Here is a 15948-nt window from a genome sequence, read left to right as displayed (position 1 = left end):
TGCATCGTGAAAGTTTTCAGGAAAATCGGGAGTTTTAGGCATGACATTAACGGGATGAACAACAGGCTATTTAAAGTATAAAGGCAATCGCAGAATTCGTGACATATTTTGAAAATGAAATTGGTATTATAACGCTTAAGCAGCGCATCAGCGCACTGGAAAGTCAGCTGGCCAAAGAGAAAATACAACTGGCCAGTAACGATGGCACGGCACTGAATGATCTGGTGGCCAGACAGGAGGCGTTGCAGCTGGATCTTCGGCTGGCGACAGAAGCCTACTCTGCCACATTGATGGCACTGGAAAAGGCCAGAACCGAGGCAAGCCGCAAGATTAAGCAACTGGTGGTGGTGAGCAGTCCGCAGCTTGCAGAAGACGCCACTTATCCTAAAGCTGGCTACAACCTGACCAATATTCTGTTACTGCTGCTGCTGGCCTTTGCCCTGTTACGTATGGCACGTGCCACCGTCAGGGAACACCGGGATTAATAACGCATTATGTCGATGATTTTTATGTTGCAACGAATGGTAAAAACCACCGGTATGCTGGTGGCTGCCTATACACTGACGATAACCACGGCTTATGCCCAGGTGACGATGCCGGCAGAGCCCGCCAATAACAACGGTCCTGACCTGGTGACCACCGCCACCCGTCATCCGGTTTTTGGTCAGAACCTGTTCACCGGTTTTCGCCAGGCACAGTTTAAAGGGTTTAACCCGGAATACCGGTTGGCCATTGGCGATAAAATTACCCTGCAGATGTGGGGGGCTTATGAGGTTGCTGTAGACTTGGCCATCGATGCCCAGGGTAATGTCTTTATCCCCCAGGTGGGGCCGGTTCAGCTGCAGGGTGTCGCCAATAAAGACCTGAACACCGTGATTGAGAAAAAAGTTCGCAGCGTCTACCAGAATAACGTCAACCTCTATGCCAGCCTCAATGCCGCAGAACCGGTGAAACTGTTTGTTACCGGCTTTGTGCAGTCACCAGGGCTCTACGGTGGTTTTGCCTCCGATTCGGTGTTGGCGTTTCTGGCCAAGGCCGGCGGTATCCGCTCCGAGTCTGGCAGCTACCTGAATGTGGAGCTGAAGCGCAATGGCAAAACCCGCGCACACTTTAATCTGTACGATTTTCTGCTGACCGGCAGCATTACTCAGGTACAACTGCACGACGGTGACACGCTGGTGGTCAACGCCCGGCAAAGTACCGCCATGTTCAGTGGACTGGTAGAGAACCCGGTACAGGTGGAGTTCGACGGTAGCCGGATACTGCTGGAAGATGCCCTGGAAATGGTCGGACCCATGCCCTCCGCCACCCATGTTCGCATCGCCCGTAATCAGACGGCGAAACGCAATGTGGAGTACCTGCCGTTGAGTCAGGCCAGGGGCATCTACCTGGAAGATGGTGACGAAGTCTCCGTGGTAGCGGATAAAATGCCCGGTACCATCAGTGTGTCGGTTGAAGGGGAACACGGCGGTCAGGCGGTATACATACTTCCCTACGGCAGCACCATTAAAGACCTGATGAGCCGGATTCAGGCAACGCCCCGATCCAACCTGGCAGCGATGCAACTGTTCCGGGAAGAGGTGGCAGCCAGGCAGAAAGCGATGCTGGAAGTCTCCCTGCAACAGTTGGAGCAGTCAGCGCTCTCTGCCCGCAGTAAAAGTGTGGGCGAGGCACAGCTGAGAAAATCCGATGCTGAAGCCATTCTGCAATTTGTCCAGCGTGCCCGCCAGGTGCAGCCAAGAGGGCAGGTATTGCTGGGTCAGAGCAGTGCACGTATGGAGGTCATGCTGAAAGACCAGGATCGCATCGTCATCCCGAACAATACGGTACTGGTTCAGGTACACGGCGAGGTGATGTTCCCCAATGCGATGGTCTTCAGCGAGGGTAAAACCATTGCGGATTATGTCAACAGTGCCGGTGGTTATTCCCAGAAGGCGGATCAATCCCGAGTGCTGGTGCTGCACACCGATGGCACCATTACCCGTATTGAGTACAAGGATGGCTGGCTCAGTGGTGGCCGTCTGGCGAAGTACGATGTAAAGCCGGGCGATGAGATTCTGGTGATGCCGCAGATCGACGACAAAACCATGCAATACACCAGCGATATTATGGAAGTGGTCTACCAGGTAGCGATGAGTGCAGCGGTGGTGCTGAAGCTTTAACCGATTAAAACAGCTGTTAATGTTTATAATTGTCACCTTTCAAGCTGCTACTTTGTCAGCGGCAATTGCTCACTGGCGTTTCACTTTAGTTCGCCGCTTAGCCACTTGAAGTTCATTGTGTATAGCTCGTTCCCTCCTTGTCGAGGGAGCGAGAATACAGGGCTTATCTCAGGGCATTTAGAAATGGACTGGCCATACCCATGGGAGCCTGAACAAGAATAGACAGACCTATATGGCAACTGGTTCTGCGTTGCCTATGATCCTGCCGGAATTAACACTGACTTACTGTGGAAAAGGCGATGCCTTGCTTTACGGTATCGAACACGAATTGCACAAATGATACAGATTATTGACTTGAATCATTTCGTCTTTTCACAAAATCAATCATTGTTCGCGCCCGATTTAACCAGTCCCTCATTTTGGATGTTGCCTTTATGTCTGTTAATTTCATCCAGCTCGGCGTGTTTATATTCCTGACCGCTGCCGTTGGTCTGATTACCTATCTGAAGTGTCGTCAGCAGCAACGCAGTACGGATTCCAACAAAGACTACTTTCTGGCGGGGGGAAACCTGACCTGGGTCTACGTGGCCGGTTCCATTATGCTCACCAACATCAGTACTGAACAGATCGTGGGTATGAATGGTGCCCAGACACTGCTGGTGGCCTGGTGGGAGATTGCAGCGGCTATCGGCCTGATTATCCTTGCCAAATGGCTTATTCCGCTTTACTACCAGTACGATTGTACGACCACCACTGAACTATTGGAAAAGCGTTATCACGACAAAGCGTTACGGGCGACGGTATCCGTACTGTTCCTGTTGGGGTATCTCTTCATTCTGCTGCCGACGGTTTTGTATACCGGCTCACTGTTCATGAAATCCATGTTCGGGCTGGACCTGTCGATCATGACCATTGCCATCCTGTTTGCCGTGGTGGGTTCAATCTATGCCATTTTTGGCGGTCTGCGTGCCATCGCTATCTCCGATACCTTCAACGGCTTTGGTCTGCTGATCATGGGACTGCTGGTGACCATACTGGCGCTTTATGCGATTGATTTTGATCTCAGCGGTATCCCGGTAGAGCGAATGACCCTGGTTGGCGGTAACGACTCTGACATTCCCTGGCACACACTGTTCACCGGTATGATCTTTATCCAGATCTTCTACTGGGGCACCAATATGGTGATTACCCAGCGGGCGCTGGCGGCCAAAAGCGTTAAAGAAGCACAAAAAGGCATTTACGCTGCGGTGGTTATGAAACTGCTGATTCCGTTGATTGTGGTGCTGCCCGGCATGATCGCCTACAAACTGTACGGCCCAGTGGGTGACGTGGCCTATGGTCGACTGGTGGGGGACATTCTGCCGTCCTGGTTATCCGGTGCATTTGCCGCCGTGATGGCGGGCGCTGTACTCAGCACCTTCAACAGTACCCTGAACTCAGCCGCTGCACTCTATGTCTGCGACATTCACCAGAATTATGTCAATGACAAGGCCTGTGTAAAATCCTTGAGCATGCGGGTATCCATCGTCTTTGCCATCATTGGTGTTGCACTGGTACCGGTGCTGCAAAATGCCAAATCCATCATTGCCCTGCTGCAGCAGCTCAATGGCCTGTACAGCATGCCGGTACTGGCAGCCTTCCTGGTGGCCATTTTGTTTGATCAGGTCAAACCGCGAGCGATTCTGATCAGCATGCTGATGGGGTCAGGCCTTTATGCCATCTTTACCTTCGCCTGGACACCACTGCACTACATTCATCTGATGTGCATCACCCTGGTAGCTACCATGGCGTGCTCGCTGCTGATCAATCAACTGGTGTACGGGCAGAAGGCACAGTTGAGGATGACGGGCAAGGCAGACAAATTGAATGGTGTAACGGTATCGTGAAGCTTGAAGATCCGGCTTGTGCAATGAATCCACAAGCCGCAGTGTAATCACCTGATCCTCAGTATTTCTGCAATATAGGTTCCCACCCTGGCCTGACAGAGGCTGCAAACGTGGGAACTTGTACTACCCCCCCCATTATTCGAGATGCCGCAGGCAAATGAACCATAAAACCGATGAATGAACAGGCCAGCCCCCTGGTTTTGGCTAAAATAGAATCAATTAATCATCGGTTTGTGCGGTAATTCACAAAAATTTCGGTGTATTCCCATCCTTACCCCCCCCCGTTTTGCAGTACATTTCGCACCGACAATTTACCGGCAAATCTTGAAATATTTACAGATCACCTGATGGTTGATCTGGTATGTAATCCCGCAGTCAGCGGGTATGAATATTTCGGGTTTGTCTTGCGCTGTTTCGATAAATGCGTGGTTCGCTACCAAAAATATAGGTAGTAGTGCCTAAGTTGATTGACGGTAGTGTGCCTTTTTGGTTTTCAGGGTTCGTTGATGGCTCTGAACCTGACGATAAAAGTTCCTTAATATTCCTGCTCCCAGTGTGAGACCCTTCTTAATCATGGAAAAATACGCATCGAACCGTAAGGGAATTATCCTGGCCGGTGGTTCCGGCACGCGGCTGTATCCGTTAACCCAGGTGGTCAGTAAGCAGCTGATGCCGGTGTACGATAAACCCATGATTTATTATCCGCTTTCCACATTAATGCTGGCGGGTATTCGTGAGATTGCCATTATCACCACGCCCCATGAACAGCATCGTTTTAAAGAGTTGATGGGAGACGGTTCCCAGTGGGGAATCAAGCTGGAATACATTGCCCAGCCATCCCCGGATGGCCTGGCCCAGGCGTTTATCCTGGCGGAAGAATTCATCGGCGACAGCAATGTGGCGATGATTCTGGGGGATAACCTGTTTTACGGTCATAAGTTCTCCCGCTTGCTGCAAAAGAGCGATCAGCAGGAAACCGGTGCCACTGTCTTTGGTTATCACGTCAGCAACCCAAAATCGTATGGCGTGGTTGAGCTGGATGAGAACGGCAAAGCCCTCTCGATAGAGGAAAAGCCGGAACACCCGAAATCCAACTATGCCGTAACTGGCCTTTATTTCTTTGATAACCGCGTAGTGGAATTTGCCAAATCGGTTAAGCCTTCGGCTCGCGGCGAGCTGGAAATCACCTCGGTGATTGACTGCTACCTGCAGGAAGGCACTTTGAATGTGGCAAAAATTAGTCGTGGTTCCACCTGGCTGGATACCGGTACTCATCAAAGCCTGCTCCATGCGGCCATGTTTATTGAAACCATTGAAACCCGTCAGGGGTTAAAAATCGCTGCACCGGGTGAAGTGGCCTACCGCATGAACTTCATCTCCGCTAAAGGGCTTTACGATCTGGCGCAACCACTGCGTAAAAGTGGCTACGGCGAATACCTGCTGAATATTCTGGCAGAAGAAGGCATCGAGATTATGCCGGAAGCGGAAGTGGCTTGAAAAAACGGTAAGCCGAAAAGCTTGAAACGGTAAGTTTTTAAGGGTGTAAACGACAACTGATGAAAATAGTAGAAACGGGTATTGAAGGCCTGCTGATTATAGAGCCACAGGTGTTTGGCGATGACCGGGGTTTCTTTATGGAGACCTTTCAGGGTAAAAAGTTTGCTGAGTATGGCCTGCCAACAAACTTTGTGCAGGATAACCACAGCCGATCCAAAAAAGGCATCCTCCGTGGTCTGCATATTCAAACCCAACACACCCAGGGCAAACTGGTCAGGGTGATCAGTGGTGAAGTGTACGATGTCGCGGTGGATCTGAGGAAGGGTTCGCCCACCTACGGCCAGTGGCGGGGTGTTTATCTCTCCGGCGAAAACAAAACCCTATTCTGGGTGCCGGAAGGGTTTGCCCACGGTTTCTACGTCACCAGCGAAAGTGCTGACTTTGTTTACAAGTGCACTGACTACTACGCACCGGAATACGATCTGAGCATCGCCTGGAACGATCCGGCACTGAATATCGAATGGCCACTGGATGAGCCCCCGCTGCTTTCGGAAAAGGATGCTAATGCAGTGCCATTCTCTGAGGCTGGAGTGTGGGGTAAGAGCCCTTCAGGGGCTGTTCAAAGGTTACAAGGTTTAAGCGTTTAAAGGTTAAAAGATATGCAACAGACACGTTTAAACGATTCAACGCTTAAACCTGCAACAACCCTGCGGGTTCTGATCACCGGTGCCAATGGCCAGCTGGGTTATGAACTGAAACGGACTGCCCCGGAAGGGTTTGAATTGCTGGCAGTGGATATAGACCAGCTGGATATCACCGCAGCATCGGCGGTGAATGCGTTCTTTAAAGAGCATCAGCCCGATGCAGTGATCAACGCTGCGGCCTACACCGCTGTGGATAAAGCAGAAACCGACCGGGAGCTGGCCTATGCCGTTAACGCTACCGGCCCCCGTTTCCTGGCCCAGGCCTGTGCCGATGCCGGTATCCCCATGGTGCAGGTTTCTACCGATTTTGTGTTTGATGGCAACCAGTCCACCCCTTACCAGCCGGAAGATAAGCCCAGCCCCATCAGCGTGTATGGCGACAGCAAACTGAAAGGTGAACAGGCCGTTACGGAAATACTGGGCAACAAAGCCAGCATTATCCGCACCGCCTGGGTCTATTCCGCCCACGGCAATAACTTTGTCAAAACCATGCTGCGGCTGATGGCTGAAAAAGATCAGCTGGGTGTGGTCGCTGACCAGATTGGCACGCCTACCCGGGCAAGCTCTCTGGCTCAGGCTTGCTGGAATGCCTGTTTAAACCTGATGGAAGGCCAGGAGGGCGGAATGTATCACTGGACAGATGCCGGTGCCGCCAGCTGGTATGACTTTGCAGAAGCCATTCAGGAAGAAGCCATTATCCTGGGCATGCTGGATAAACGCATTCCGGTAAATCCTATTCCGGCCAGTGCTTATCCAACACCGGCGAAAAGGCCGTCATTCAGTGTTCTGGATAAAACATCTGCCTACGAACAGCTGAACATGAAGCCATTACACTGGCGGCACAATCTTCGTGCCATGCTCGAAGAGTTGAAGCGTTCAAACGTTTAAGCGCTTCAACGATTAAACAATGTAACGCTTTAACGCTATCGAGACGCTTCAACACGCTGGATCAGCGCCGCCAGCATTGCGCTAATTTGGAACGTATGAACTTTAAGGTTCTCCAGCGTTTCCGGTTGAATATATCCAGCGTCAAAAGCGACATAGAGCAGAGAGCGCACTTCACCGCAGGAACCTTTGGCTATCACCAGAAACTGCCGATACTCCGCCTGCGAAGCACGCTCAAAGCCTTCTGCAATGTTAGCCATGATGGAAACGGAAGCGCGGCAAATCTGATCACGAAGACCGAAATCTTTAGAAAACGAGCCAGAATGACTCAGTTGATAAATGGTTTTGGTTAATGATCGGGCCTCCTGCCAGACTCTTAGATTTTCAAAGCGCATTTGAAAATGTTACATCGCTTCATTGTTAAAGCGTTTAAACGTAGTAAAACTAACCAAATAGTCAAATTTAACGCTTAAACGCTTAAACCTTCTTTTTTCAACGCTTAAACCTTAGACGATTAAACAATGCGAAGCATTCTAATTACCGGTGGTGCCGGTTTTATCGGTGCCAATTTCGTCCACTACTGGATGAACCAATATAAAAACGACAAAGTAATTGTTCTTGATGCTTTGACTTATGCAGGCAACCTGGCCAGCCTGGAACCCGTCAAGGAAAATCCGAACTTCACGTTTGTTCACGGTGATATTCTCAATACCGAACTGGTAGAAGAGCTGCTGCGCCACCACAAGGTGGATACCCTGGTACATTTCGCTGCAGAAAGCCATGTAGACCGTTCCATCACTGGGCCGGATGCCTTTCTGGAAACCAACATCATGGGCACCCATAGCCTGTTGAAAGCGGCCAAAAAAGTGTGGCTGGATGAAGACCTTTTGCAGGGCGCAGAGCACCGTTTCCACCATGTATCGACTGATGAGGTTTACGGCACGCTTTCACTGGAAGATCCGGCTTTTACCGAAGAAACCGCTTATGCCCCGAACTCGCCCTATGCTGCAAGCAAGGCGGCCAGTGATCATCTGGTGCGGGCTTATAACGAAACCTATGGGCTGAAAACCACCATCAGTAACTGTTCCAACAACTACGGGCCGTACCACTTCCCGGAAAAACTGATTCCGCTGGTGATCACCAATATCCTGCACGATAAAGCCCTGCCTATTTATGGCGATGGCCAACAGATTCGTGACTGGCTCTATGTAGAAGATCATGCCCGTGGTATTGAGCTGGTTCTGAACAAGGGCAAGGTGGGTGAAAATTACAATATCGGTGGCCATAACGAGTGGCACAATATTGATATTGTGAAACTGATCTGCCTGCTGATGGATGAATGTTTTGCTAATGATTCAACGCTGGCTTCCTGTTTTGATACCGCAAAAGCCGCTATTGCTGGAAACTCCGAATCCCTGATCACCTATGTAAAAGACCGCCCCGGTCATGACCGCCGTTACGCCATCGATGCAGCCAAAACCCGTACCGAACTGGGCTATGAACCGGCAGAATCCTTTGAAACCGGCATCCGTAGAACCATTCAGTGGTATCTGAATAATGAAGCCTGGTGGCAGGCGGTGATGGATGGTTCTTATCAAGATTGGATTAACAAACAATACTCTTAACAGATTATTTCTTTGTTTTTAAATGTTCATTTACAGGCTTATTAAATGACAGTGTTTAAATTTTCAAAAAATTTTAAAAATCTATTTCACGACGAAACTATTCAAAAAGAAGAATCCAGTAAAGAAATCAGTGCTATAGAAGTCATATATCACTCAGGTCTATTTTCAGAAGAATGGTATTTTTCGTCAAATCCTGATGTTGCAGGATCAGGCTCAAATGCACTTGAACATTATTATTTTAATGGAGTCAAGGAAGGACGAACCCCTTCATATTTGTTTGATCCCATTTGGTATTTGGAGCAGAATCCAGATGTAAAGGCTTCTGATATTGGGCCTCTTGAACATTACATCAGATTTGGAGAGGCTGAAGGAAGAAAACCATCAATCTATTTTGATCCAGTTTACTATCGTGAAACTTATGCGATTCCTCTTGATCAATCACCGTTGCGCCATTTTTATGAGTATGCTTTGAACCATGCCCTAAACCCGCTGCCAGAGTTTGATAGTGAATATTATCGGCAGGCAAATCCGGATATTTGCGAGGCTGGAATAGAACCATATAAGCACTTTATACTACAAGGCTATATGGAAGGTCGACGCCCGAACGCTGAATTTGATTTGAGCTGGTATGTTCAGGAGTATTTGGAAAGTGACCCTTCAAAACATGCTTTTTATCATTATTTAACTATTGGTAAAAGTAATAATCTACAAACCAAAAATGTAATTCAAGAGCAGGTTGTTCAGGTTTTTGAAGGTGGCTTATCAAACAATGTACACGAGTATGAAAGCCAGTTTTTAAAAGCTGGCCCTGGGTTTGAAGAATTCCAATTTGGGGAACGTAGTGTTGACCCTGATGTAAAATTGATAGCGTATTACTTGCCACAATTTCACCCATTCAAGGAGAACAATGAGTGGTGGGGGGCAGGGTTTACCGAATGGACAAATGTGACAAGAGGTAGATCACGTTTTAATGGTCATTATCAGCCACACCTCCCACGCGACCTTGGTTTTTATGATCTCCGTTTGAAAGAAACCTTAGTGAAACAAGCAGAAATGGCAAGAAATGCAGGACTGGAAGGATTCTGCTTCTACCACTATTGGTTCAATGGTAAGCGACTGATGGATGGGCCAGTAAATATGTTACTGGAAAATCCGGATATCAATCTGCCTTTTTGTATCATGTGGACTAATGAAAACTGGTCACGCCGTTGGGATGGGCTGGATCAGGATATACTGATTGCTCAAGATTACCGTGATGAAGATGATGAAGCATTTATTGCTGATATTGCACGTCATTTTGCAGACCCTCGTTATATTCGAATTGATGAAAAGCCAATCTTTTTCATCTATCGCCCCGGTATTGTTCCAGAAGCAAAGGCTAAATTTTCAAAGTGGCGTGAATTGTTAAAAGCAAACCATGATATGGAAGTTATTTTCTATATGGCTCAGGCTTTTGATGATATTGACCCCAGACCTTATGGTCTCGATGGTGCTATTGAATTTCCGCCGCATAAAGTGGCTGCAGGATTAGTTTCAGAAGCTCAAGGTTTAGGGGTGTTGGATCCGGAATTTACGGGTCATTATCCAAGTTATGACGAAATGGTGGAACGCAGCTTAGCGGATACAAACTTTGAATATGATGTAATCAAAGCGGTAACCCCAATGTGGGATAATGAAGCCAGAAAACCCGGTCGAGGTATGGGTTTTGTTGGAGCAACACCCGCAAAATATGAAAAATGGCTAGGATCAATCGTTGACTTTTCCAAAAAGAAACCTATTCAGGACAAGCATAAGTTTGTAGCGGTCAATGCATGGAATGAATGGGCAGAAGGTGCGCATCTTGAGCCCGATCAGTACTGGGGAAGTGCATACCTCAATGCTACATACAGAGCGGTGCACGGCATTAAACCATTAACAGGGAAATATCCGCTGGTTTTAGTTGGCCATGATGCATATAGGCATGGTGCACAACTGCTTACTCTCAATATTTTTAAAACACTGAGACAACAATTTGGCTGTGATGCCAGACTTATCATTCTTGGCGAAGGGCCGTTGGTTGAAGAGTATGAAAAGATTGGCCCTACCTATGTTTGCTACAACGACCTGAATCGTTTTCGTGAGATTGCTGTAGAACTACAGCAGGAGATTGGAGTCAGCCGTGCAATATGCAATACCACTGTCTCTGGAAAAACTGCAGCCATTCTACATGAGCAAGGTTATGAATTTATCTCTCTGGTTCATGAATTGGAAAATCTTATCCGGGAATACAATTTAGAGCCAGCGGTCAATGACATTGCCGAATATGCCGAAAAAGTTGTTTTTGCGGCGTCAGCAGTACAGCAGTCATTTGTAAAAATTGCTCAAAAAGTTGATGATGAAAAGCTGATTATTCATCCACAAGGCATTTATCAACAAGTCAGTTTTGATAAAACCGCCTCTAGAGAAATCAGGAGCGAATTAGGGTTGCCTAAGGCTGCAAAACTGATTGTCAATGTCGGTTTTGCTGATCTGCGCAAAGGCTTTGATATTTTTGTAAATACTGCCAAAGTGCTGGTTAAGAAAGACCCAAACTATCATTTCCTGTGGATCGGTGAAATTGAGGCTTCTCTCAAACACTGGCTTAAATCTGACCTGGAAAGTGAACTTCTGAAATCGCATTTCCATAATATTGGTTTCACTAATCAGGTAGCGAAGTACCTGTCCGCGGCAAATGTTTTTGCCATGACCTCGCGGGAAGATCCTTTCCCTTCTGTTGTTATGGAAGCGTTAGCAATTGGGACACCAGTTGTTGGCTTTGAGGGTGGCGGTGGATTTACTGAACTGCTGGAAGATTCAGTCAATGGTGCCATTGTGCCCATGGCAGATATTAAAGCAATGGCTGCTGCTATTCATAAGCAGAGTGAAACAAACACAGACAAGAAGCGTTTGCTGCGCCGTGAGCAAGCGACAGAAAAGTTCCGCTGGGATGATTATGTATTTTCACTGTTGCAGTATCTGGATCCGACCCTAAAAAAGGTCACTGTGTCCATACCCAACTATAACTATGAAAAACACATAAGCGAACGCCTGCGCTCTGTTTTTGCACAACACTACCCGGTGTTTGAAGTGCTGGTGTTGGATGATTTATCACCCGATAACAGTGTACAGGTTATCAATAGTACTGCTGATGCTTATGGGCGACAGATTGAATTGATCGTTAATAAGCAAAATTCAGGATCTGTATTCAAGCAGTGGAAAAAAGGTGCCGATTTGGCTCGTGGTGAGTTCTTATGGATTGCCGAAGCTGATGATTCTGCTGATCCTCAGTTTTTGTCCACAATTCTTCAGGGTGATACTGATTTTGTACTGGCCTATACGGACTCCATTCAGATTGATGAACACAACACTCATCTGGCAGATAATTACCGGTATTACTATGATGAAGATATGTTGTCGTTATTAGATAAACCCGGTATATATGGTGGCCGCGAAATTATTGAAAACTGTCTAGCTATCAAAAATCAGTTCATGAATGTTAGCTCGATACTCTTCAAAACCAGTTCAGTTCAAGAGTGCATTGCTAATAATTTTAAAGAATTATTGAACTTCAAAGTTGCTGGTGATTGGTATATTTATGTCATGATGCTTTTACAGGGAGATGCAAAAGCTAAAATGGTCAATAAAAGTTTGAACGTGCATAGACGTCATTCAGGCAGTGTGACAAGGAAGAATTATGATGTACAACTGAAAGAAATTAATAATGTTCAAGAGTTGTGTTTGCCGCATTGTTCTGATTTTGTAAAAGCAAGAATGCAAAAAGATTACCTGGAAGAAGTAAGTGTAGTTCTCAAAGATTAATTTAAGACTCACGGGTGGAGTTTACTTCACCCAAACAAACTATTAATTGTGTGGCTTATATGTATAAAAGTATTGGTGTAGTAAGCATAGGTCTTGATAATCTCAAATATGCTAGTGGTTCACTGGCCCTTGAGAGAAGTGGAAACAATAGTGGAAATATGTTGTTCACTGAAGCTGTTTATCGCCAGATTGAAGGGACAAAACATATAGGGTTTAATTTCAATCCAGATGTTGTTAGAAATGAATTTGATTCCATAATGATTCCAGCATCAAACTGGGTAAACTGGAAGCAGGACTGGGGTTGGTTGGCAGACCTTCTTGAACAAACTAATCTACCTATATGCGTTATAGGTTTAGGGTCCCAAATGGATGGTAGAAGCTTGTCTGAAGTTCCTGAAGGGACTGTTAGGCTATTAAATATTTTATCTGAACGAGGTTCTAGCTTAGGTGTAAGAGGCGAGTTTACAGCTCAAATAATTAATGATCTTGGAGTAAAAAATATATCTGTGCTTGGTTGTCCTTCTGTGTTTTCAGATGGCCGAGTGCCTGAGATTCGCCCTTTAGAAAAAAAAGAAGATTTTAGGCTGGCTTTTGGTCCAACACGCTACGGTTTTGGGAAAGAAGATTTTGAGAATGTTAAGCACAGAGAGATGTACCAATATGCAATCAAATATGCATCATCTATATACTACCAGTCTGAGTCTTTTGAAATAGCATTTTTGAATCGTGAAGATGTTGGTGCTAATAAAGAGAAGGCTGTTGAATATTATGGGTTGAATGATTTTTCCGATTTAAGTAAAAAGCTTTTAGAAAAAGGGAAGTTTCACAGTAGTTTGGCGCACTGGATTACAGATGTAAAAAAGGAAGACTGTTATATTGGAACTAGAATTCATGGGGTAGTGTCATCTACTCTTGCTGGCACACCCTCCCTTCTAATTACACATGATAAAAGAACTGAAGAATTAGCTAGCTATATGGGGGTTCCAAATATATCAATCTTAGATTTCAATATTAAAAACTTGAGCGACTTTGGTTGGCTATCTGGTAATATTAACATCCAGAATTTCATGGATATTTCAAAACTAAATATTGAAGTTTTACATGAATTTTATGCTAGTCATAATTTGATGTTCAATAGGTTTTAATCAAGGTCGGGGGCTTAATTTTGAAAATACATGCATATCTTATATGCTTTAATGAAGAAAAAATCATTAAGAGCGTCTTAGATTACTATTCCTCTATATGTTCAAAGATATTCTTGTTCGACAATGGGTCAACAGATGATTCCGTAAAAATAGCCTGCCAGTATGACAATGTTAGGGTTATTAATTTTGATACGGGAGGAAAAAAAACAATAAATACCATGTGAAAATAAAGTCTGAAGCATATAAAGATTTTAGTAGGGCTGGAGGTAGGTATACTGAAGAAGTGGCAGATTGGGTGATTTGTGTTGATATAGATGAACTTGTTTATCACCCAGACCTTCATTCTGTATTGTCAGATTATAAAAGGTCAGGAGTGACGGTTCCGAATATTATTGGGTTTAACATGGTTGGATCTAATGATATAGACCCGGAAAAACCTCTTTTAGAGCAATATAGGCTAGGCGTTAGAGAACCTGTTTTTGATAAGCGTGCGATATTTGATGTGTCATTTGACATGGCTTATACCGAGGGCTGTCATTCATGGGGAGCAGGCTTCGAGCATATGAAGCAGAGGTATGGTTACAAGACGTCTAACAAGCATAAAATAGCTCTACTTCATTATAAGCATATTGGAAGTAGACTGCTTGAATCATCTAAAGCGAATTTGTCAAGATTTTCTGAAGATGACATAAAGATTACGGAAGATGGGCGTTACGTCGGTCCGGGATCGCATTATAAATTTTATGTCGATAAATCTTTTAAAGAATCTCCTCTGGTTAGAAGTGCTGTTGAAGTATTAGATAAAGAATACAATGTTTTATTTGATAATTTCGGAGATCCTATAAACAAAGGTAGTAAATTGGTAAGCTCGGATCATCGTTTAGACGAAAATAGCCTGAACTTTTTGGCTGATCTTGCATTTAAGTTAGAAAGGCTTGATAGCACTGCTCATGAACGGTTGATCAATATGATTAATAGCTCAGGCCATCCAAAGGAAGTTATTACCAAGATATTAAGCAAACACTGATTTCTATTTTATTATGATCATAGCAATCGCAGGCACAGGCTACGTAGGCCTGTCCAACGCCGTTTTATTAGCACAACACAATCAGGTGATGGCCGTTGATATCATTCCCCAAAAGGTGGATATGATTAACGACCGACTGTCGCCCATTGTGGATGCAGAAATCGAAGAGTTCCTGGCCAACCGGGAGCTGAACCTCCGGGCAACCACCGACCCGCAACTGGCCTATGCCGAAGCGGAGTTTGTTGTTATTGCCACACCAACGGATTATGACCCTAAAACCAACACCTTTAATACCGCTTCTGTTGAGGCGGTGATTAAGCAGGTAATGGCCCTTAATCCGAATGCGGCGATGGTAATCAAGTCTACCGTGCCGGTAGGTTATACCCAGCGTATTAAAGAGGAGCTTGGTTGTGACAATATACTTTTCTCACCGGAGTTTCTCCGGGAAGGTAAGGCATTGTACGATAACCTGCATCCCTCCCGCATTATTGTGGGTGAACAGTCAGAGCGGGCAGAACGGTTTGCCCAGCTACTGGTAGAAGGTGCCGAGAAAACCGATATCCCGTTGCTGTTTACCGATTCCACAGAAGCGGAAGCCATCAAGCTGTTCTCCAACACCTACCTGGCCATGCGGGTCGCTTATTTTAATGAGCTGGACACCTACGCCGAGGTACATGGCCTGGATGCCCGCCAGATTATCGAAGGGGTGGGTTACGACCCACGGATCGGCGGGCACTACAATAACCCCTCATTCGGTTACGGCGGTTACTGCCTGCCCAAGGATACCCGCCAGCTGCTGGCCAACTACCAGGATGTACCCAATAACATTATTGGCGCCATTGTGGATGCCAACACCACCCGCAAGGATTTTGTTGCCGAGTCCATTCTCAAGCGCAAGCCACAGGTGGTGGGTATCTACCGCCTGATTATGAAGGCCGGTTCCGATAACTTCCGGGCGTCGTCTATCCAGGGCATTATGAAGCGCATCAAGGCCAAGGGTGTTGAAGTGGTGGTGTATGAACCGGTGCTGGATGAAGCGGAGTTCTTTAACTCACGGGTGATTACCGACCTGGATGAGTTCAAACAGACCGCCGATGTGATTGTCTCCAACCGCCTGGTGGATGAACTGGCCGATGTGCTGGATAAGGTCTATACCCGCGACCTTTTTGGATCGGATTAA

The 15948-nt window shown here is 46.3% G+C and carries 13 protein-coding genes; 12 read left to right on the top strand and 1 reads right to left on the bottom strand.

Annotated elements, in window-relative coordinates; translation table 11 throughout:
- The first annotated feature begins 98 nt into the window (after positions 1-98).
- The 6 genes from AK963_RS08740 (at position 99) to rfbD (ending at position 7137) form a co-directional block, all read left to right on the top strand.
- Positions 99-485 carry a hypothetical protein gene (locus AK963_RS08740; RefSeq protein ID WP_066015077.1) on the top strand — a complete coding sequence of 129 codons (387 nt, stop codon included), beginning with the start codon at positions 99-101 and terminating at the stop codon, positions 483-485.
- Between the two features lie 9 nt (positions 486-494).
- Entirely contained in the window at positions 495-2162 is a 1668-nt protein-coding gene (locus AK963_RS08735; RefSeq protein WP_066015076.1) for a polysaccharide biosynthesis/export family protein, read from the top strand.
- A 434-nt stretch (positions 2163-2596) separates the two neighbouring features.
- The gene (locus AK963_RS08730) at positions 2597-4048 is read left to right on the top strand and encodes a solute:sodium symporter family transporter (protein WP_066015075.1); all 1452 of its coding nucleotides are present in this window, start codon (positions 2597-2599) and stop codon (positions 4046-4048) included.
- A 573-nt stretch (positions 4049-4621) separates the two neighbouring features.
- On the top strand, positions 4622-5545 hold the full coding sequence (gene rfbA, locus AK963_RS08725; RefSeq protein WP_066015074.1) for a glucose-1-phosphate thymidylyltransferase RfbA: 924 nt from the start codon (positions 4622-4624) through the stop codon (positions 5543-5545).
- A gap of 59 nt (positions 5546-5604) precedes the next feature.
- Positions 5605-6192, top strand: a complete 588-nt coding sequence (gene rfbC, locus AK963_RS08720; protein ID WP_066015073.1) for a dTDP-4-dehydrorhamnose 3,5-epimerase — start codon at positions 5605-5607, stop codon at positions 6190-6192.
- A gap of 12 nt (positions 6193-6204) precedes the next feature.
- A complete protein-coding gene (gene rfbD, locus AK963_RS08715) occupies positions 6205-7137 on the top strand; it encodes a dTDP-4-dehydrorhamnose reductase (protein ID WP_238593674.1) in 933 nt (310 codons plus the stop codon).
- A gap of 35 nt (positions 7138-7172) precedes the next feature.
- Here the strand turns inward: rfbD and AK963_RS08710 are convergent, their stop codons facing one another.
- Positions 7173-7529 (bottom strand): four helix bundle protein, encoded by a 357-nt coding sequence (locus AK963_RS08710; protein ID WP_066015072.1) that lies wholly within the window; start codon positions 7527-7529, stop codon positions 7173-7175.
- 126 nt (positions 7530-7655) lie between these two features.
- Between AK963_RS08710 and rfbB the strand changes: the two genes are divergently transcribed.
- From rfbB to AK963_RS08685, 6 genes are read left to right on the top strand one after another with little or no spacing between them, the layout of a single operon-like run.
- A complete protein-coding gene (gene rfbB / locus AK963_RS08705; protein WP_066015071.1) occupies positions 7656-8759 on the top strand; it encodes a dTDP-glucose 4,6-dehydratase in 1104 nt (367 codons plus the stop codon).
- Between the two features lie 45 nt (positions 8760-8804).
- Positions 8805-12596 (top strand): glycoside hydrolase family 99-like domain-containing protein, encoded by a 3792-nt coding sequence (locus tag AK963_RS08700; RefSeq protein WP_083232547.1) that lies wholly within the window; start codon positions 8805-8807, stop codon positions 12594-12596.
- Between the two features lie 14 nt (positions 12597-12610).
- Positions 12611-13741, top strand: a complete 1131-nt coding sequence (locus tag AK963_RS08695) for a polysaccharide pyruvyl transferase family protein (protein ID WP_066015070.1) — start codon at positions 12611-12613, stop codon at positions 13739-13741.
- A gap of 20 nt (positions 13742-13761) precedes the next feature.
- The gene (locus AK963_RS36850) at positions 13762-13965 is read left to right on the top strand and encodes a glycosyltransferase family 2 protein (protein ID WP_175404477.1); all 204 of its coding nucleotides are present in this window, start codon (positions 13762-13764) and stop codon (positions 13963-13965) included.
- Entirely contained in the window at positions 13962-14768 is an 807-nt protein-coding gene (locus tag AK963_RS08690; RefSeq protein ID WP_066015069.1) for a hypothetical protein, read from the top strand. The genes AK963_RS36850 and AK963_RS08690 overlap by 4 nt, the downstream gene beginning before the upstream one ends.
- Positions 14769-14781: 13 nt before the next feature.
- A complete protein-coding gene (locus tag AK963_RS08685; protein WP_066015068.1) occupies positions 14782-15948 on the top strand; it encodes a nucleotide sugar dehydrogenase in 1167 nt (388 codons plus the stop codon).

The sequence above is a fragment of the Endozoicomonas atrinae genome, assembly GCF_001647025.1.
Taxonomy (GTDB): Bacteria; Pseudomonadota; Gammaproteobacteria; order Pseudomonadales; family Endozoicomonadaceae; genus Endozoicomonas; species Endozoicomonas atrinae.
Note: the sequence above shows the minus strand (reverse complement) of the source record. Positions and strands in the feature narration are given on the sequence as shown.